Origin of the sequence: Roseomonas sp. GC11, assembly GCF_024437745.1 — a bacterium.
In the GTDB taxonomy this organism is placed as follows: Bacteria; Pseudomonadota; Alphaproteobacteria; order Acetobacterales; family Acetobacteraceae; genus Pseudoroseomonas.
The window spans coordinates 27,312-44,241 of record NZ_JANFNY010000039.1 but is presented as its reverse complement, the minus strand read 5'-3'; the positions used below and the strand labels follow the sequence as shown (position 1 = coordinate 44,241).

Sequence of the window (16,930 nt, the reverse complement as noted above, 5' to 3'; positions counted from 1 at the left end):
GGGTGAGGCCGCGCGCCGCGGCCTCGGCGGCGGCGGGGTCGCGCGGGTCGGCCCCGGCATCCAGCACGCGGCGCCCGGTGGCGCGGTAGAGCAGCCCGGTATCCAGATAGGGCAGCCCGAGCGTGGCGGCGATGCGCCGCGCCAGGGTGCCCTTGCCCGCCGCCGCCGGCCCGTCGACCGCGATGACGACGCCGGCGAGGTCGCGCCGCGGCGCATCGGCCTGGGCGGCGGGCAGGGCGCTCATTCCGCCGGGGCCGTGTTCAGGCGGCGCAGCACGTCGCCCCCGGCCACGCGGTTGATGAGCTCCGCGAAGCCCGGGAAGGAGGTGTCGATGAAGCTGGAATCATCCACCGCCACCGGCTGCTCCGTCGCCAGGCCGAGGATCAGCGCGCTCATGGCGATGCGGTGGTCCATGTGGGTGACGACGGTGCCGCCGCCGGGCGGGCGGCCGCCGCAGCCCTGCACCAGCAGGTCATCGCCCTCGATCTCCACCTTCACCCCGTTGGCCTGGAGCAGGGCGGCGGTCGCGGCGACGCGGTCGCTCTCCTTCACCCGCAGCTCGGCGAGGCCGCGGAAGCGGCTGGTGCCGGTGGCGCAGGCGGCGGCCACGGCCAGGATGGGGTATTCATCGACCATCGAGGGCACGCGCCCGGCCGGCACATCCACCGCGCGCAGGGCGCCGAAGCGGGCCGTCAGGTCGCCCACCGGCTCGCCGCCCTCGGTGCGGGCATTCTCCACCGTGAGGTCCGCGCCCATCTCGCGCAGCGTGGTGAAGAGGCCGGTGCGCAGCGGGTTCAGCCCGACATGCTCCACCGTCAGCACCGAATCGGGCACCAGCAGCGCCGCCACCAGCGGGAAGGCGGCGGAGGAGGGGTCGCCCGGCACGGCCACCGGGGCGGCCACGAGTTCCGGCTGCCCGTCCAGTTCGATGACGCGGCGCGGGCCATCCTCGGCCACGCGCACCGTGGCGCCGAAATGGCGCAGCATGTTTTCCGTGTGGTCGCGCGTCGCCTCCGGCTCCACCACGCGGGTGGTGCCGCGGGCGCAGAGCCCGGCCAGCAGCACGGCGGACTTCACCTGCGCCGAGGCCATGGGCAGGGTGTAGTCCAGCGGCGCCGGCTCGGCCGCGCCCTGCACGGCCAGCGGCAGGCGCCCGCCGGCGCGGCTGGAGAAGCGCGCCCCGCTGGCGGAGAGCGGGTCCGTCACCCGCTTCATCGGCCGCTTGCGCAGCGAGCCGTCGCCGGTCAGCACCGCGAAGATCGGGTGGCCGGCGAGCAGCCCGCAGATCAGCCGCGCGGCGGTGCCGGAATTGCCCATGTCGAGCACATCCTCCGGCTCCACCAGGCCGCCGACGCCGCGGCCCGAGACCTGCCAGCGCCCTTCGCCCAGCCGCTCCACCGTGGCGCCCAGGGCGCGCATGGCGGCGGCGGTGCGCAGCACGTCCTCACCCTCCAGCAGCCCGGTGATGTCGGTGCGCCCGACCGCCAGCGCGCCGAACATCAGCGCGCGGTGGCTGATCGACTTGTCGCCGGCGACCGTCAGGCGGCCGGCGAGGCCCTGATGCGGCCTGACGGCGCGCAACGGCCTGCTCTTCATTCCGTGTCCCACGACGGGGGGTTTGACATGGGGGCGGGGTGCGTGGCAATGCGCCCGATGTTTCTCGGCCGGCCCGTGCCTGGCCCGCCTTTCCCGGGATATTCACGCTGATGGCCAAGCCCGAACTGGGTCTGAAACGCACTTGCGTCGCCTGCGGCGCCAAGTTCTATGACCTCACCCGCCAGCCTGCCGTCTGCCCGAAGTGTGGCACCGAGCAGCCGGCGGAACAGCCCCGCCTCCGCCGTGCCGCCGCGCCGGTTGAGGAGAAGCTGAAGAAGCGCGTCATCGCCCCCGAGGCCGACACGGATGATGTCGAACTGGAGGATGTCGATGCCGATGACGCGCTGGAAGACGCCGAGGACCTCGACGATGCCGAGGATGACCTCGACGCCGAGATCGAGGTCGAGACCGACCGCGAGGAAGAGAGCTAATCTTCCCGCTGCCGGTCAGCAGCAGCAAACCTGACAAAAAAAGCCCCGGAGCCATCCGGGGCTTTTTTTATGCCCGCACGGCGGAGAAAGCTGCTGCGGAGAAAGCTTGAGAGGGGCTTCACCCCTCTCAAACTCTCCCAACCAAAGGCCTGAGGCCTTTGGAAACCCATTCGTGGTTCCCCCTGATGGTGGGTGCAGGGGACCCTGTCCCCTGCTGGGGGAGTTTGAGGGGGCAAAGCCCCCTCAATGTCAGGCCGAGCGGATGATCCGCGCCAGGGCGCCGACATGCTCGGGCGGCGTCGGCGGCACGATGCCGTGGCCCAGGTTGAACACGAAGGGCCGCCCGCGCATCGCCGCCAGGATGGAGCGCGCCTCCGCTTCCAGCGCCGGGCCGCCGGCCACCAGCGCCTGCGGGTCCAGGTTGCCCTGGAGCGCCACCCCCGCCGGCACCTGGGCGGCCGCCCAGCGCGGATCCATGCCCGTGTCCATCGCCACCGTGTTCACCGCCGTGCGCTGCGCGTATTCGGTGATCAGCGGCCCCGCCAGCCTCGGGAAGCCAATGATGGGGATATCCGGCCGCGCCTTGCGGATGGCGCGCACGATCGCCTGTGTCGGCTCGATCGACCAGCGGCGGAACTGCGCGGGGGAGAGCAGCCCGGCCCAGCTGTCGAACAGCATCAGCGCCTCGGCCCCGGCATAGGCCTGGGCCAGCAGATAATCCACAGTACTATCCACAAGCAGGCGGATCAGCTTGCCGAAGAGCAGCGGGTCGGCATAGGCCATGCGCCGGGCATGGGCGAATTCCCCGCCACCGCGGCCCTCCACCATGTAGCAGGCCACGGTGAAGGGGCTGCCGGCGAAACCGATCAGCGCCGCCTTCGGCGCCTCCCGCGCCAGCCCCTCCCGTACGCGGGCCACGGTTTCCAGGATCGGGGCGATCCGGCCCGCCATTTCCTCGGGTTTCAGGGCCGCGAGGCCCGCCGCATCGCGGATCGGCTCCAGAAGAGGGCCTTCTCCCTCTGCATATCTCAGCCCCTGACCCATGGCCCAGGGCAACATCAGGATGTCGCTGAACAGGATGGCCCCATCCATCCCGTAGCGCCGCAGGGGCTGGAGCGTCACCTCGGACGCCAGCTCCGGCGTTGTGCACAGGCTTATGAAGTCGCCGGCTTGTGCCCGCAATTCCCGATATTCGGGGAGATACCGCCCGGCCTGGCGCATCAGCCAGAAGGGAGGAGGCCAGAGCGCTTCCCCCGACAGGGCGCGCAGCAAGGGCTTCGACGCGTTTTCCATGGCGCCCCTTTCTATGAAAAAGAGTCTTTAAGAAAGATGGGGGGCTTATTGGGCCTGTGGATAAGGTGGACGCAATCCCATCCCACGCTTTCCACAAAGTTCTCCACAGCCCCGAATCGGGCGCAAAGCCAGCTTAAAGGCCGCTTTGGTGAGTTTTCCACCGAGTCGTGCGAAGCGATGTGCCCAAGGCTCCCCAGGGCACCCAATTTGCGGATTCCATCCCCGATTCCCGCAGGGGGGGCTGGAGGTGGCCGATGTTTTCCCCAATCTCCACACCAATCCCCGCTATTCTCCACCGCCGAAACCGACCCTTTTTGACGCGCCGGAGCCGATGCCAAGCCGCACCCTCAACCTGCATCTCGTCTCCGACAGCACCGGCGAGACGCTGAACTCCATCGCCCGCGCCACCCTGGCGCGCTTTCCGGACCCGCATGTGGTGCATCACCGCTGGTCGCTGGTCCGTTCCCATCTCCAGCTCGAACAGGTGCTGGAGGGCATCAAGGCCGAGCCGGGGCCGGTGATGTTCACCCTGGTGGACCGCTCCCTGCGCCACGCGCTGGAGGAACTGTGCCAGCGCATCGGCGTGCCCTGCCTCTCGGTGCTGGACCCGGTGATGGACCTGCTGCAGAGCCAGATCGGCCAGCAGGCGCGGGAGAAGCGCGCCGCGCAATACGTGCTGGACGCCGATTATTTCCGCCGCATCGACGCCATGCACTACGTGCTGGCCCATGATGACGGCCAGGGCGTGGCCGGGATCGAGGAGGCGGATTGCGTCCTCGTCGGCGTCTCCCGCAGCAGCAAGACGCCCACCTGCTTCTACCTGGCCAACCGGGGCATCAAGGCGGCCAATGTGCCGATCGTCCCCACCTCGCCCCTGCCGCCGGAGCTGGAAAACCCGCCCTGCCCGGTGATCGGCCTGACCATCGACACCTCGGCGCTGATCGATATCCGCCGCCACCGCCTGAAGCTGATCGGCGCCGGCGGGGTGCGGCAGGACACCAACGACTATGTGGATTTCGACGCGGTGAAGACCGAGATCCAGGCCGCCCGCCGCCTCTGCACCAGCCGCGGCTGGCCGGTGATCGACGTCACCAAGCGCTCGATCGAGGAAACCGCGGCCACCGTGCTGCAACTGATGGAGGCCTGGCACGCCCGCCGCAGCCAGGGCGCCAGCCAGGGGCCGAAGCCGGGGCTGATCGGCGCATGACGTTGCCGCTGATCCTCGCCTCCTCCTCCGCCACGCGCGCGGCGCTGCTGCGCGGCGCCGGGCTGGCCTTCGAGGCGCGCCCGGCGGCGGTGGACGAGGCGGCGCTGAAGGAGGCCGCCCAGGCCGAGGCCATCCCCCCCGCCGAGACCGCCATCCTGCTCGCCGAGGCCAAGGCCCAGCGCATCGGCCGGCGCGAGACCCAGGCGGTGGTGATCGGCGCGGACCAGCTCCTGGTCTGCGAAGGCCGCTGGTATGACAAGCCGGAGGACCTCGCCGCCGCCCGCGCCCAGCTCCAGGCGCTGCGCGGGCGGACCCATACGCTCTACACCGCCATGGTGCTGTGGCGCGGCGGGCAGCGCATCTGGCACCACGTCGCCACCCCGCGCCTGACCATGCGCGACTTCTCCGAGACCTTCCTGGACCGCTACCTGGCGGCGGAGGGCGAGGCCGTCACCCACTCCGTCGGCGCCTACCGGCTGGAAGGGCTGGGGGTGCAGCTCTTCCGCGACGTGCAGGGGGAGCACAGTGCCATTCTCGGCCTGCCGCTCCTGCCGCTGCTCGGATTCCTGCGCCAGCACGGGGTTTTGCCGGAGTGATTCCTTTGGGGAGGCTCCGCCTCCCCAGACCCCTCCGCCGGGGTGGCAGGGCCACCCCGGACCCCGCCAACTGTTGGGAAGTGCAGAAACCTCAGGTTTCTGCTGGGGGTCCAGGGGGCAAAGCCCCCTGGCTCACCCGAGCAACTGCCCGATCACCCGCGCGGTATAGTCCACCACCGGGATGACGCGGCCATAATTGATCCGCGTCGGCCCGATCACCCCGATCGCGCCGACGATATGCTGCTGCCCGTCGCGGAAGGGCGCCACCACCATCGACAGCCCGGCGCTGCTGAACAGCCCGGACTCGGCGCCGATGAAAATCTGCACCCCCTGGCCGCGCTGTGCCAGTTCCAGCAGGCGCAGCATGGTCTCCTGCGCCTCCAGCCGCTCGAACAGCGCCTGGATTTCCTGCACGCGGGCGATCTGGTCCACATTCTCCAGCAGCTTCGACTGGCCGCGCAGGATCAGCGAGCCGCCCCCGCCGCCGGACCAGGTGGCCAGCCCCTGCTCCACCATCTGCTGCGTCAGCGTGTCCAGCGCGGTGCGGTTGGCCTGGATCTCCTCCGCCACCAGCCCGCGCGTCTCCTCCAGCGTGCGGCCGGACAGCCGCGCGTTCAGGAAGTTGCTGGCCTGGGAGAAGGCGCTGGGCGGCAGCCCCGCCGGCACCTCGATGACGCGGTTCTCCACCTGCCCATGCGCGTTCACCAGCACCACCAGCGCCCGGCCGGGGGAGAGCGCCACGAATTCGATATGCCGGACCGCGGCTTCCGTCTTCGGCGCCACCACCAGCCCGGCGGCGCCGGCGAGGCCGGAGAGCATCTGCCCCGCCTCGGACAGCGTCTCCTCCATGCTGCGCCCGGCGGCGGCGCAGCGCAGCGCGATGGATTCGCGGTCCTCCTCCGACAGGTCGCCGAATTCCAGCAGCCCGTCGACGAACAGCCGCAGCCCCTGCTCGGTGGGCAGCCGCCCGGCCGAGGTGTGCGGGGCATAGAGCAGCCCGGCCTCCTCCAGATCCGCCATCGCGTTGCGGATGGTGGCCGGGGAGAGCGAGAGCGGCAGCCGCCGCGACAGGGTGCGCGACCCCACCGGCTCCCCCGTCTCGACATACATCTCGACCACCTGGCGGAGGATGGCCGCGCCCCGGCTGTCCAGCCCGGGCAGGGCAGCACGTCCGGCCGGGCGGCCGAACAGGGGAGGCGGTCCCATGCCTTTGGCCAAGTCTCGCTGTTCCTTTCTGTCATTCCGCTTGGCACGCCGCTTGGCCTGCCGCGCCGCTTTTCCCCTGCTGTCTCAAGCAGGCGTGAAGGGCTGGCGGCAAGTCGGTCGGCAAGTCGGGCGCAATCTTGTCACGACTTGACACATCCTGGCCATGAACGCGTTGCACGACTGCTGGCATGGTGTGCCACAGGGCGCAGGAACGCGCGGAGGGGCTCATGCGAGAGAAATCCGGATCCCGGCTCTGGCCGCTGGCGCTGATGGGGTGGCTGGCCGCCTATCCGCCGGCCGACCAGGACAATGCCCTCTCCGCCATCCCGGCGGTGGAGGACCAGGATGGGGACCACCTCGTCACCCGCCTGGGGGAGGGGCAGCGCACCGCCTGGCTGCGCGCCGCCCGCGCCCGCTACGCCGCCCTGCCGGTGGAGGAACGCCGCCGCCTGCGCGCGGAGCGCCGCGCATGAGCCCGACCGTGCTCGGCTTCCTCACCGTGCTGATGATCTTCGCCCTGGGCGCCACGGCCGCCGGGCTGCTGCTGGACCGCGCCGCCCGCCGCCCCGGCGCCGCCGCCGGCATCCTGGTGGTCGCCGTGCTGTTCCTCTCCTGGGGCGGCGTCCTCCTCTGGGGCGAATGATTCTTTCAGGCTGCCGCCGTCTTTCTGCAAAGTGGGACGCCGCACTGCCAATGCGGGAGACCCTGAAAGGTTCCTTTGCCGGGCTTCCCCTGAAGGCGGGTGCAGGGGACCCTGTCCCCTGCTGGGGGTGAGGGGGCAAAGCCCCCTCAAACCGCCTCTCAGCGGTTGGCGCGGGCGAAGAGGATGCCGCAGCTCAGGTGGTAGAGGCTGCTGGCGGGGGCGGGCTCCTCGCTCAGGCGGCCATCGGCCAGGCGCCGCTCATGCCACAGGCCATCGGCGCGCAGATAGGGGGTGAGGGCGGCCAGCGCCTCCGGCCATTCCGCGCCGCGCAGCAGGGTGGCGGATTTCAGGCGCTCCGCCTGCGGCCAGAGCCGCGCCTCATGCGAGGTGGGCGCGCCATCCGGCGCCACGCCATCGCGCAGCGCGCCATTGGGCAGGCGGCCGAAGCGCGCCACGAAACCCGCCAGCCGCGCCGCCTCCGGCGGCACCGGGCCCCCGGTGAGGCGGGCATGCCAGTGCAGCAGCCAGATCCATTCGCAGTGATGCCCCGGCTCCACCGCGCCGGGCAGCGGGCGGAGATCGTCATCGAGGAATTCCACCAGCGTGCCGGTGCCGCGGTCCAGGAAGCGGGCGCGGAACAGCGCCAGCAGCCGGGTGGCCCCCTCCAGGAAGCGCGGCTCGCCAAAGGCCTCCGCCGCTGCGAGGCGCGCTTCCAGCAGGTGCATATGCGGGTTCTGCCGGCGGGGCAGGGCGGGGGGCAGGCTTTCCAGATAGCCGCCCGCCGCGTGGGCCATGCGCTGCTCGATGAAATCATCCAGCGCCAGGGCCATGGCGCGCAGCGGCGCCTGCGGCAGCACCGCCGTGGCGGCGGAGAGGGCGAGCAGCACGAAGGCGTGGTCGTAGAGATCGCGCCGGTTGTCCAGCACCCGGCCATCCAGCCCGAAGCGCCAGGCATAGCCGCCATCGGGCTGGCGGGCGCGGCGGCGGAGGAATTCGATGCCCAGCTCCACCGCTTCCCCCGCGCGCGGCACCCCGTGCCGGTGCGCCTCGGAGAAGCTGTAGATCTGCCGGGTGAGCACGCGCAGGCGGCGGAACTTCGCCGTGCAGCGGGCGCCTTCGAGCGTCAGGTGCTCGTGGAAGGCGCGGGCCTGCCAGTCGATGCCGTGGGCGAGCCAGAAGGGCCAGGCCCGCCCGCGCAGCCAGTCCCAGAGATCGTCGATATCCACGCCGGCTCTTTACCGGAAGCCCTGCCGGGCCGCCACCGGCGCCCGCCCCTGAAAGAAAAAGATGAGGGAGGTGCAGGAGGGAGAATTCCTTCTCCCTCCTGCTTTTTCTTTCTTTTCCTTTATCTTTCCTGACGCTCCCGTCAGCTTTCCAGCACCCCCTGGAGCGCGATATCCCCCCGCCGGCAGGCCGCGAGATGCCCCGGCGCGACTTCCCGCAGCGGCGGCACCTCCTGCGCGCAGGCGGCCTCGGCGAAGCGGCAGCGCGTGCGGAAGGCACAGCCCGAGGGCGGGTTGAGCGGGCTCGGGATATCCCCCTCCAGCAGGATGCGCCCGCGCCGCAGCGTCGGGTCCGGCACCGGGGCGGCGGAGAACAGCGCCTCGGTATAGGGATGGCGCGGGGTGCGGAACAGCGCCGCCGTCTCGGCGATCTCGACGATGCGGCCGAGATACATCACCGCGATGCGGTCCGAGATATGCCCCACCACCGCCAGGTCATGCGCGATGAACAGGATGGTGAGGCCGAGTTTTTCCTTCAGCTCCAGCAGCAGGTTGACGACCTGCGCCTGGATCGAGACATCCAGCGCCGAGACCGGCTCATCCGCCACCAGGAAGCTCGGGTTCATGATCAGCGCGCGGGCGATGCCGACGCGCTGGCGCTGCCCGCCCGAAAGCTCGTGCGGGTGGCGCTCCGCATGGTGCGGCTGCAGCCCGACGAGGCGCAGCATCTCCGCCACCCGCTCGCGCCGCTCCGCCCGGCTGAAACCGCCCTGGATGATCAGCGGCGTGGCCACGATGCGCTCCACCGTCATGCGCGGGTTCAGCGAGGCGAAGGGGTCCTGGAAGACCAGCTGCATCCGCCGCCGCATCGGCCGCAGCGCGCGGCGCGAGAGATGCGTGATGTCCTGGCCCTCGAAGCGGATGGCGCCGTCCGTGGGCTCCGTCAGGCGCAGCACGGTGCGGCCGAGCGTCGTCTTGCCGGAGCCGGATTCGCCGACCACGGAGAGGATCTCGCCGGGGCGGACACTGAAGGAGACGCCGTCCAGGGCCTTCACCTGGCGGCGGTTGCGGCCGAACAGGTTGCCGCCGACGGGGAACCATTTGCGGAGATTCTGGATATCGAGGATCGGGGTCATGCCAGGGGCTCCGCCCCTGGACCCCGCTGGGGAGGCAGGGCCTCCCCAGACCCCGCCATCAGCAGGGAATCCTGCCAGCGCAGGCAGCGGACTTCACGGCCATCGGGGGTTTTGTCCAGGGTGGGGGGCGTGGCGTCGCAGCGCGATGGTTGGAAAAAGTCGCAGCGGGGGTGGAAGGCACAGCCAGCGGGCGGGCGGCGGGGGTCGGGCACATTGCCGCGGATGGCCGGCAGGGGGCCGGCGCGCCGCCCGGCGAGGTCGAGGCGCGGGACGGAACGCAGCAGCCCCTGGGTGTAGGGCATCAGCGGCGTGCGGAAGAGCGGGACGACATCGGCCTGCTCCACCACCCGGCCGGAATACATCACCATCACCCGGTCCGCGATCTCCGCCACCACGCCGAGATTGTGGGTGATGAAGATCACCGCCATGCCGGTGCGCTGCTGGAGGTTGCGCAGCAGGTCGAGGATCTGCGCCTGGATCGTCACATCCAGCGCCGTCGTCGGCTCGTCGGCGATCAGCACGGAAGGCTCGCAGGACAGCGCCATGGCGATCATCGCGCGCTGGCGCATGCCGCCGGACAATTGGTGCGGATAGGCGGAAAGCCGCTGGCGCGGCGAGGGAATGCCCACCAGATCCAGCAGCCGCGCCGCCTCCTCCTCCGCCGCGCGCGGCGGCATGGGGCGGTGCAGGCGGATGGTCTCGGTGATCTGCGCGCCGATGGTCCTCACCGGGTTCAGCGAGGTCATCGGCTCCTGGAACACCATGGCGAGATTGTTGCCGCGCACGGTGCGCATCGCCTCCTCCGGCAGGTCCAGCACGTCGAGCAACGCGCCATCCTTGCCGCGCAGGCGGATGCGGCCGCTGACGTGGCAGCGCGGCGGCTTGGGCAGCAGGCGCATCAGCGCCAGCGAGGTGACGCTCTTGCCCGAGCCGGATTCGCCCACCACCGCCAGCGTCTCCCCGCGCTTCAGGCTGAAGGAGACATCGCTGACCGCGGCGGCCTCCCCCTGCGCCGTGCGGAAGCGGATGGCGAGATTCTCGACCTCCAGCAGCGTGTCCATCAGGGCTGATCCATGCGCGGGTCCAGCGCGTCGCGCAGGCCGTCGCCTAGGAAGTTGAAGCTGGTGACGGCGAGCGTGATGAACAGCCCGGGCATGACCGCCAGCCAGGGCGCGCTCGTCAGGTAGATCTGCGCGTTGTTCAGCATGTTGCCCCAGCTCGCCACCGGCGGCTGGATGCCGTAGCCGAGGAAGCTCACATAGCTCTCCAGCAGGATCGCCTTGGCGACATTCAGCGTCGCGCTGACGACGATGGGCGCGATGGCGTTCGGCACCAGCTCGCGGAAGACGATGTAGCGGTCGGAGGCGCCGAGCACCTCGGCCGCCACGGCGAAGTCGCGCTCGCGCAGGGCGCGGATCTGCCCCTCGACGATGCGGGCGACCTCCATCCAGGCGGTGGCGGCGATCAGCAGCGTGATGGAGCCGAGCCCCGGCTGCACCAGCGCCGCCAGCGCCAGCAGCAGGAAGATGGTGGGGAAGCACAGCACCGCATCGACGAGGCGCATCAGCGCCGCGCCCACCACCCCGCCATAATAGCCGGCGATGGCGCCGACGCTGATGCCGATCACCATGCTGATCGCCATGGCGGTGAAGGCGACGGCGAGCGAGATGCGCCCGCCCATCATCAGCCGCGCCAGCATGTCGCGGCCCAGCTCATCGGTGCCCAGCACATGCGGGCCGGCGAAGGGCGGGGCGAAGCGGTGCAGGATGTCGATATAGGTTTCGTCATAGGGAATGACGAAGGGGCCGAGCACGCTGCCCAGCACCAGCACCGCGATGACGGCGGCGCCGAGCATGGCCAGGCGGTGGCGGCGGAAGCGGCGCCAGGCGGTGTTGCGCGGCGGCGCGGCCTCTTCCGGGGTGAAGGGGAGGCTCTCGGTCGTGCTGCTCATGGCCCTGCCCTCAGCCCAGGCGGATGCGCGGGTCGGCCACCGCGTAGAGCATGTCGGCCAGGAGATTGCCGATCAGCACGAGGCTGGCCGAGAACATCAGGATGCCCATCACCACCGGGTAGTCGCGATACTCGATGGAATCGAGGAAGAGCCGCCCCATGCCCGGCCAGGTGAAGACCGTCTCCGTCACCAGCGCGCCGCCGAGCAGCGTCGGCAGCTGCAGCCCCGCCACGGTGATCATCGGCAGCAGCGCGTTGCGGAAGGCATGGCCGGAGAGCACGCGCCATTCCGGCAGGCCCTTCGCCCGCGCCGTGCGGATATAGTCCTGCCCCACCACGTCGAGCATGGAGGAGCGCATGAAGCGGCTCCAGATCGCCGTCTCCACCAGCGCCAGCACCAGGGCGGGCGCGATCAGGTGGTGGAGCAGGTCGGGCAGCGAGCCATCGCCGATCGTCTCCCGGTTGCCGGCCGGCAGCCAGCCGAGTTCCACCGAGAAGACGAAGATGGCGACAAGGCCGAACCAGAAGGTGGGCACCGAGAGCGCCACCATCGCGCCGATCGTCGCCAGATAGTCGAACACCGAGTAGCGCCGGATGGCACCCAGGATGCCGATCCAGCAGCCGAGCAGCATGGCCGCCAGCGTCGCCGTCAGCATCAGTTCCAGCGTGGCGCCGAGATGCGCGCCGATGATGTGCAGCACCGGCTGCCCGTCGCGGTAGGAGGTGCCCCAGTTGCCGCCGAGCATGCGCAGGAACCAGTCCGCGTATTGCACCGGCAGGGGCCGGTCGAGGCCGAGCTGGGCCGCGATGCGGTCCAGATCCTCCTGCGACATGTTGCCATGCATGGCGTATTGCGCCAGCGGCCCGCCCGGGGCGAGGTGCAGGATGGCGAAGCCGATCATCGACACCACCACCAGCAGCAGCGCCGCCTGCCCCAGGCGCCGCAGGAAGTAGGACCCCATCTCAGCCCCGGCTCACGCCCAATACCTCACGCCCAGGGCCTCATGCCCAGTACCATTCGCGCAGGTTCCAGCAATTGGACCAGGTGTTGCTGTTGGCGCGGAAGCCGTGCAGGTTGTCCTTCAGCCCCTCGACGATCACGGACTGGAAGATCGGCAGGATCGCCAGCTCCTCGCGGATGATCGTCTGGATGCGGGCATAGATCGCCTTGCGCTGCGCCTGGCTGAAGGCGGTGGCGCCGCGCAGCAGCAGCGTGTCCATCTCGGCATTCTGGAACTGCATGTTGTTCTGGCCGCGCCCGCCCTTGGCCGGGATCGCCTTGCTGTCGAAGCGCGGCGTCACATCGGGGTCGCTGCCCAGGCGGTAATTCACCGCCACCATCACCGACTGGAACTTCGACATCTGCCAGAACTCGCCCCAGATCACCGCGGCGGGCATGTTCTGGATGCGCAGGGCGGCGCCGATCGCCTTCCAGTCCTGCATCAGCAATTGCTGCGCCTGCTCGCGCACCGGGTTGCCGGAGGTGGTGGAATTGGCGAATTCCAGCCGCACCCCGTCCTTGGCGCGGATGCCATCCGCCCCGCGCTTCCACCCCGCCTCGTCCAGCAGCGCATTGGCCTTGGCCGGGTTGTAGTCCTGCGCCGGCAGGCTGGGGTTGTAGGCCCAGCTCTCGGAGGGCAGGAAGGACTCTGTGGCCTTCGGCAGGCCGTAATAGATGGCGTCCACCAGGGCCTTCTTGTTCATGCCCATGTAGAGCGCCTGGCGCACCGCCTTGTCCGCCAGCGGGCCATATTCCAGGTTGGGCGCGATGCTCTCCACCGAGCCGGTGGAACTGACGAACACCTTGCGCCCGCGCAGGCCCTGCGCCTCCCGCGCGAAGGGCGCGCTGATGCCGGAAATGCCGGTGTAATCCACCTGCCCGCTGCGGAACTGGGTGTAGAGCACCGTCATGTCCGGCACGTATTTGAAGACCACGCGCTCCAGATACGGCCCCTTGCCATGGTAGTTCGGGTTGGCGGCCAGCTGGATATTGTCGCCCGGCTGGCGGCTCACCCAGCGGAAGGGGCCGGTGCCCACGGGCGCGTTGTTGAACGGCGTCGCATTCGGGTCCGCCGCCCCCTCCAGCACATGCTTCGGCACGATGAAGGTCATCGAGAGGATGGAGAGATAGGGCGCATAGGCCGATTCCATCCGCCACTCGATCTCGGTGGGGGAGAGGACGCGGATATCCTTCACCAGGCCGTGGCCCACCCGGTTCCGCACGCGGAAATTCGGGTTGTTGATGAGGTCCAGCGTGAACTTCACATCCTCGGCGCTGAAGCGGCGGCCATCATGCCAGGAGACATCGCCGCGCAGCTTCACCCGCCAGGTGAGGCCATCCTCCGAGATGCCGCCATTCTCCTGCGTCGGCACCTCGGCCGCGAGGTCCGCCACCGGCGTGCCATCCGGCTCCAGGTACCAGAGCGCGCTGAACAGGTTCCACCAGACGCCCTGGTCCACCTCGATGCCCGGCATCAGCGGGTGGAACACCGTCGGCTCCTGCGACAGGCCCACCACCACCTGCCCGCGCGGCTTCTCCGGCGGGCGGGGCTGGGCGCGGGCCGGGCCGGCCGCCAGCGCCGCGGCCGCGCCGCCGCCAATCGCGAAAAGCCCGCGCCGGGTCGGCGCCAGAATATCGCGCCGGGTCGGCGCCAGGATATGCTGCCAACGCCCGGAGGTTGCGTCACCCGTCATGGAACCTGTCTCCCGCTCAGCCCGGCGCGCTGCGGGGGACAAAGCCCCACATCGCCCCAACCGCCGCACCGGCCATCCCTGCCCTGGCTTTTCACCAGGATCAAAATTCTTGGTGATATGTTCACGCTCGTGAAATGCTGCTGTCAACCGCCTTGTGCGTTGGACGGCAAGCTGACACAGCGGCGCACCGGTCCCATCTGGCCGGTGGCAGGAGAGGTGGCAGGAGAACAGGGATGACGGATCAGGCAGGCACCACGGCGGCACCCGGGCTTCCCGCGCTGGATGACAGCGCCAGCGACCGCCGCCTGGGCGAATGCGTGCGCCTGCTGCGCCAGCGCATGGGCCTGTCCATCCAGGAACTCGGCCGCCGCACCGGCCTGTCCATCGGCATGATCAGCCAGATGGAGCGCGGCCTGGCCACCCCCTCGCTGCGCACCCTCCGCCTGCTCGGCCTGGCGCTCCAGGTGCCCATCTCCGTCTTTTTCGAGGAAAGGCCGGAAGGCCCGCTGCCGCGCTACATCATCCGCCGCGCCCAGCGCCGCCTGCTGCGGCTGACGCCCTCCGGCGTGCTCAAGGAATCCCTCGCGCCCGATGCGCCGGGGCAGATGGAGATGTTCGAGCTGACCCTCAGCCCCGGCGGCTCCTCGGGCGCGGATTTCGTCCGGCACCAGGGGGAAAAGGCGGGCTACGTCCTCGCCGGCACGCTCCGCCTCTGGCTCGACCATGAGGCGCATCTGCTGGAGGAAGGCGACAGCTTCCGCTTCCCCAGCACCGTGCCGCATATGTTCGACAATCCGACGGATGCGCCCACGCGCATCGTCTGGATCACGGCGCCCAATGCCGGGGCAGAGCAGTAAAAATATAAAAAAAGGCCAGGGGAATGAATTCCCCTGGACCCCTTCTTTTTTCTGTCAGGCTGCCGCCCTCCTGTTCAGAGGCGGGCCGCTACCCTGGGCCGGAGTGACCCGGCGCAGGAGAGCGGCCGTCGTCTGAGCCATGACCGGCAGCTGGAAAAAACTACCCTGGGCCGGAGTGATCCGGCGCAGGAGAGCGGCCGCCGTCTGAGCCATGACCGGCAGCTGGAAAAAATCAGGCGGCTTCGGACTCGGCGCGGCGGGCGTGCTTCTTGCGCTCATGCGGGTCCAGGTAGCGCTTGCGCAGGCGCACGGCGGAAGGCGTCACCTCCACCAGCTCGTCATCCTCGATATAGGCAATGGCCTGCTCGAGCGACATCTTGCGGGGCGGGATCAGCAGCAGCGCGTCATCCTTGCCGGCGGCGCGGACGTTGGTCAGCTTCTTTTCCTTGATCGGGTTCACTTCCAGGTCGTTATCCCGGGAGTGCTCGCCAAGGATCATGCCGGTGTAGACCTTCACGCCCGGGTCCACGAACAGCGTGCCACGCTCCTGCAGGTAGAACAGCGCGTACTGCACCGCCTCGCCATCGGAGTTGGAGATCAGCGAACCGTTGCGGCGGCCCTCGATCGGCCCGGCCCAGGGCTGATAGCCCAGGAACAGGCGGTTCATCATGCCCGTGCCGCGCGTATCCGTCAGGAACTCGCCATGGTAGCCGATCAGGCCACGGCTCGGGATGTGGAAGGTCAGGCGCACCTTGCCACCGCCAGAGGGCCGCATGTCCTGCATCATGCCCTTGCGGATCGACATCTTCTCGACGACGACGCCGGAGAATTCCTCGTCCACATCGACCAGGGCTTCCTCGAACGGCTCCTCGCGCTCGCCCGTCTCCGGGTTCTCGCGGGTCAGCACGCGCGGGCGGCCGATGGTCAGCTCGAAGCCCTCGCGGCGCATCTGCTCGATCAGCACGCCAAGCTGAAGCTCGCCACGGCCGGCGACCTCGAAGCTGTCCGCCTCCTCGCTGTCACGGACGCGGATGGCGACATTGCCCTCCGTCTCCTTGAACAGGCGGTCGCGGATCTGGCGGGAGGTGACCTTCTTGCCCTCGCGGCCACCCAGCGGGCCGTCATTGATGCGGAAGGTCATCGACAGGGTCGGCGGATCGACCGGGATGGCCGGCAGCGGCTCGGCCACTTCCAGCGCGGCGATGGTGTCCGGGATGGTGGCGTTGGACAGGCCGGCAATGGCGATGATGTCGCCCGCCTGCACCTCATCCACCGGCACGCGGTCCAGGCCGGAGAAGGTCATCAGCTTGGTCAGGCGGCCGGTCTCGACCACCGTGCCATCCTGGCGCAGCACGCGCACCGGCATGTTGACCTTGGCCACGCCCTGCTCGACGCGCCCGGTCAGGATGCGGCCCAGGAAGTTGTCGCTCTCCAGGATCGTCGCGTTCATCGCGAAGGGCTTGTCGAGATCGACCTTCGGCGCCGGCACATGCGACAGGATCAGGTCGAACAGCGGCGCGAGGTCCTTGCGCGGCCCGTCCATCGACAGGTCGGCCCAGCCCTGGCGGCCCGAGGCGAACATGGTGTGGAAGTCGAGCTGCTCATCCGTCGCGCCCAGCGCGGCGAAGAGGTCGAACACCTCGTTATGGACCTCGTCGGCGCGGGCGTCCTGGCGGTCCACCTTGTTGATGACGACGATCGGCTTCAGCCCGCGGGCCAGCGCCTTGGTCAGCACGAACTTGGTCTGCGGCAGCGGGCCCTCGGCGGCGTCGCACAGCACGATGGCGCCATCGACCATCGACAGGATGCGCTCCACCTCGCCACCGAAATCGGCGTGGCCCGGCGTGTCGACGATGTTGATCTTGACGCCCTTCCACTCGACGGCGGTGGACTTGGCGAGGATGGTGATGCCACGCTCCCGCTCCAGGTCGTTGCGGTCGAGCGCGCGCTCGGCCACGGCCTGGTTGGCGCGGAAGGCACCCGCCTGCTTCAGCAGGTTGTCGACGAGCGTGGTCTTGCCGTGGTCGACGTGGGCGATGATGGCGACGTTGCGCAGTTCCATAAGGCGGGCAGTCCCGGGGCTGCGCCGCCTGCGAAC

Annotated in this window: 17 protein-coding genes; 6 read left to right on the top strand and 11 right to left on the bottom strand. The window is 69.8% G+C overall.

The window, feature by feature from the left end:
• Together NON00_RS13605 and aroA are read right to left on the bottom strand one after the other, a co-directional pair.
• The coding region (locus NON00_RS13605; protein ID WP_256021957.1) for a (d)CMP kinase at positions 1–244 on the bottom strand (244 nt) is incomplete at its 3' end.
• Positions 241–1,596: a 3-phosphoshikimate 1-carboxyvinyltransferase gene (gene aroA / locus NON00_RS13600; RefSeq protein ID WP_256021955.1), complete on the bottom strand. Its 1,356-nt coding sequence runs from the start codon at positions 1,594–1,596 to the stop codon at positions 241–243. The genes aroA and NON00_RS13605, both read right to left, overlap by 4 nt.
• 110 nt (positions 1,597–1,706) lie before the next feature.
• On the opposite strand from aroA, the gene NON00_RS13595 reads away from it, so the two are divergent.
• The gene (locus NON00_RS13595) at positions 1,707–2,027 is read left to right on the top strand and encodes a TIGR02300 family protein (protein WP_256021952.1); all 321 of its coding nucleotides are present in this window, start codon (positions 1,707–1,709) and stop codon (positions 2,025–2,027) included.
• 249 nt (positions 2,028–2,276) lie between these two features.
• Here NON00_RS13595 and hemE read toward each other — a convergent pair whose 3' ends face one another.
• Positions 2,277–3,320, bottom strand: coding sequence for a uroporphyrinogen decarboxylase (gene hemE, locus NON00_RS13590; protein WP_256021950.1), 1,044 nt, complete (start codon positions 3,318–3,320; stop codon positions 2,277–2,279).
• A gap of 331 nt (positions 3,321–3,651) precedes the next feature.
• On the opposite strand from hemE, the gene NON00_RS13585 reads away from it, so the two are divergent.
• The gene (locus NON00_RS13585; RefSeq protein WP_256021947.1) at positions 3,652–4,527 is read left to right on the top strand and encodes a pyruvate, water dikinase regulatory protein; all 876 of its coding nucleotides are present in this window, start codon (positions 3,652–3,654) and stop codon (positions 4,525–4,527) included.
• The gene (locus tag NON00_RS13580) at positions 4,524–5,123 is read left to right on the top strand and encodes a nucleoside triphosphate pyrophosphatase (protein WP_256021944.1); all 600 of its coding nucleotides are present in this window, start codon (positions 4,524–4,526) and stop codon (positions 5,121–5,123) included. Before NON00_RS13585 ends, NON00_RS13580 begins: the two co-directional genes overlap by 4 nt.
• A gap of 132 nt (positions 5,124–5,255) precedes the next feature.
• Here NON00_RS13580 and hrcA read toward each other — a convergent pair whose 3' ends face one another.
• Positions 5,256–6,329 carry a heat-inducible transcriptional repressor HrcA gene (gene hrcA, locus NON00_RS13575; protein WP_256021941.1) on the bottom strand — a complete coding sequence of 358 codons (1,074 nt, stop codon included), beginning with the start codon at positions 6,327–6,329 and terminating at the stop codon, positions 5,256–5,258.
• A gap of 227 nt (positions 6,330–6,556) precedes the next feature.
• Between hrcA and NON00_RS13570 the strand changes: the two genes are divergently transcribed.
• Positions 6,557–6,802, top strand: coding sequence for a hypothetical protein (locus NON00_RS13570; protein ID WP_256021939.1), 246 nt, complete (start codon positions 6,557–6,559; stop codon positions 6,800–6,802).
• Positions 6,799–6,972, top strand: coding sequence for a hypothetical protein (locus NON00_RS13565; RefSeq protein ID WP_256021936.1), 174 nt, complete (start codon positions 6,799–6,801; stop codon positions 6,970–6,972). Before NON00_RS13570 ends, NON00_RS13565 begins: the two co-directional genes overlap by 4 nt.
• 158 nt (positions 6,973–7,130) lie before the next feature.
• Here the strand turns inward: NON00_RS13565 and NON00_RS13560 are convergent, their stop codons facing one another.
• From NON00_RS13560 to NON00_RS13535, 6 genes are all read right to left on the bottom strand, one after another.
• On the bottom strand, positions 7,131–8,198 hold the full coding sequence (locus tag NON00_RS13560; RefSeq protein ID WP_256021934.1) for an AGE family epimerase/isomerase: 1,068 nt from the start codon (positions 8,196–8,198) through the stop codon (positions 7,131–7,133).
• 140 nt (positions 8,199–8,338) lie between these two features.
• Positions 8,339–9,331, bottom strand: coding sequence for an ABC transporter ATP-binding protein (locus tag NON00_RS13555; protein WP_256021931.1), 993 nt, complete (start codon positions 9,329–9,331; stop codon positions 8,339–8,341).
• The gene (locus NON00_RS13550) at positions 9,328–10,392 is read right to left on the bottom strand and encodes an ABC transporter ATP-binding protein (RefSeq protein ID WP_256021928.1); all 1,065 of its coding nucleotides are present in this window, start codon (positions 10,390–10,392) and stop codon (positions 9,328–9,330) included. Before NON00_RS13550 ends, NON00_RS13555 begins: the two co-directional genes overlap by 4 nt.
• Positions 10,392–11,282, bottom strand: coding sequence for an ABC transporter permease (locus NON00_RS13545; protein WP_256021926.1), 891 nt, complete (start codon positions 11,280–11,282; stop codon positions 10,392–10,394). Before NON00_RS13545 ends, NON00_RS13550 begins: the two co-directional genes overlap by 1 nt.
• A 10-nt stretch (positions 11,283–11,292) precedes the next feature.
• Positions 11,293–12,243 (bottom strand): ABC transporter permease, encoded by a 951-nt coding sequence (locus tag NON00_RS13540; RefSeq protein ID WP_256021924.1) that lies wholly within the window; start codon positions 12,241–12,243, stop codon positions 11,293–11,295.
• 40 nt (positions 12,244–12,283) lie between these two features.
• Positions 12,284–13,975: a peptide ABC transporter substrate-binding protein gene (locus NON00_RS13535; protein ID WP_256021922.1), complete on the bottom strand. Its 1,692-nt coding sequence runs from the start codon at positions 13,973–13,975 to the stop codon at positions 12,284–12,286.
• A gap of 233 nt (positions 13,976–14,208) precedes the next feature.
• Between NON00_RS13535 and NON00_RS13530 the strand changes: the two genes are divergently transcribed.
• Positions 14,209–14,832 carry a cupin domain-containing protein gene (locus NON00_RS13530; RefSeq protein WP_256021918.1) on the top strand — a complete coding sequence of 208 codons (624 nt, stop codon included), beginning with the start codon at positions 14,209–14,211 and terminating at the stop codon, positions 14,830–14,832.
• Positions 14,833–15,064: 232 nt separating this feature from the next.
• On the opposite strand, the gene typA is transcribed toward NON00_RS13530, so the two are convergent.
• Entirely contained in the window at positions 15,065–16,894 is a 1,830-nt protein-coding gene (typA, locus tag NON00_RS13525; RefSeq protein ID WP_256021916.1) for a translational GTPase TypA, read from the bottom strand.
• Positions 16,895–16,930 lie beyond the last annotated feature (36 nt).

Coding starts and splice junctions, on each gene's coding strand:
- aroA (WP_256021955.1), bottom strand. CDS start 1,596: ATGAAGAGCAGGCCGTTGCGCGCCGTCAGGCCGCATCAGGGCCTCGCC.
- NON00_RS13595 (WP_256021952.1), top strand. CDS start 1,707: ATGGCCAAGCCCGAACTGGGTCTGAAACGCACTTGCGTCGCCTGCGGC.
- hemE (WP_256021950.1), bottom strand. CDS start 3,320: ATGGAAAACGCGTCGAAGCCCTTGCTGCGCGCCCTGTCGGGGGAAGCG.
- NON00_RS13530 (WP_256021918.1), top strand. CDS start 14,209: ATGACGGATCAGGCAGGCACCACGGCGGCACCCGGGCTTCCCGCGCTG.
- NON00_RS13580 (WP_256021944.1), top strand. CDS start 4,524: ATGACGTTGCCGCTGATCCTCGCCTCCTCCTCCGCCACGCGCGCGGCG.
- NON00_RS13540 (WP_256021924.1), bottom strand. CDS start 12,243: ATGGGGTCCTACTTCCTGCGGCGCCTGGGGCAGGCGGCGCTGCTGCTG.
- NON00_RS13585 (WP_256021947.1), top strand. CDS start 3,652: ATGCCAAGCCGCACCCTCAACCTGCATCTCGTCTCCGACAGCACCGGC.
- typA (WP_256021916.1), bottom strand. CDS start 16,894: ATGGAACTGCGCAACGTCGCCATCATCGCCCACGTCGACCACGGCAAG.
- NON00_RS13570 (WP_256021939.1), top strand. CDS start 6,557: ATGCGAGAGAAATCCGGATCCCGGCTCTGGCCGCTGGCGCTGATGGGG.
- NON00_RS13565 (WP_256021936.1), top strand. CDS start 6,799: ATGAGCCCGACCGTGCTCGGCTTCCTCACCGTGCTGATGATCTTCGCC.
- NON00_RS13535 (WP_256021922.1), bottom strand. CDS start 13,975: ATGACGGGTGACGCAACCTCCGGGCGTTGGCAGCATATCCTGGCGCCG.
- hrcA (WP_256021941.1), bottom strand. CDS start 6,329: ATGGGACCGCCTCCCCTGTTCGGCCGCCCGGCCGGACGTGCTGCCCTG.
- NON00_RS13545 (WP_256021926.1), bottom strand. CDS start 11,282: ATGAGCAGCACGACCGAGAGCCTCCCCTTCACCCCGGAAGAGGCCGCG.
- NON00_RS13550 (WP_256021928.1), bottom strand. CDS start 10,392: ATGGACACGCTGCTGGAGGTCGAGAATCTCGCCATCCGCTTCCGCACG.
- NON00_RS13555 (WP_256021931.1), bottom strand. CDS start 9,331: ATGACCCCGATCCTCGATATCCAGAATCTCCGCAAATGGTTCCCCGTC.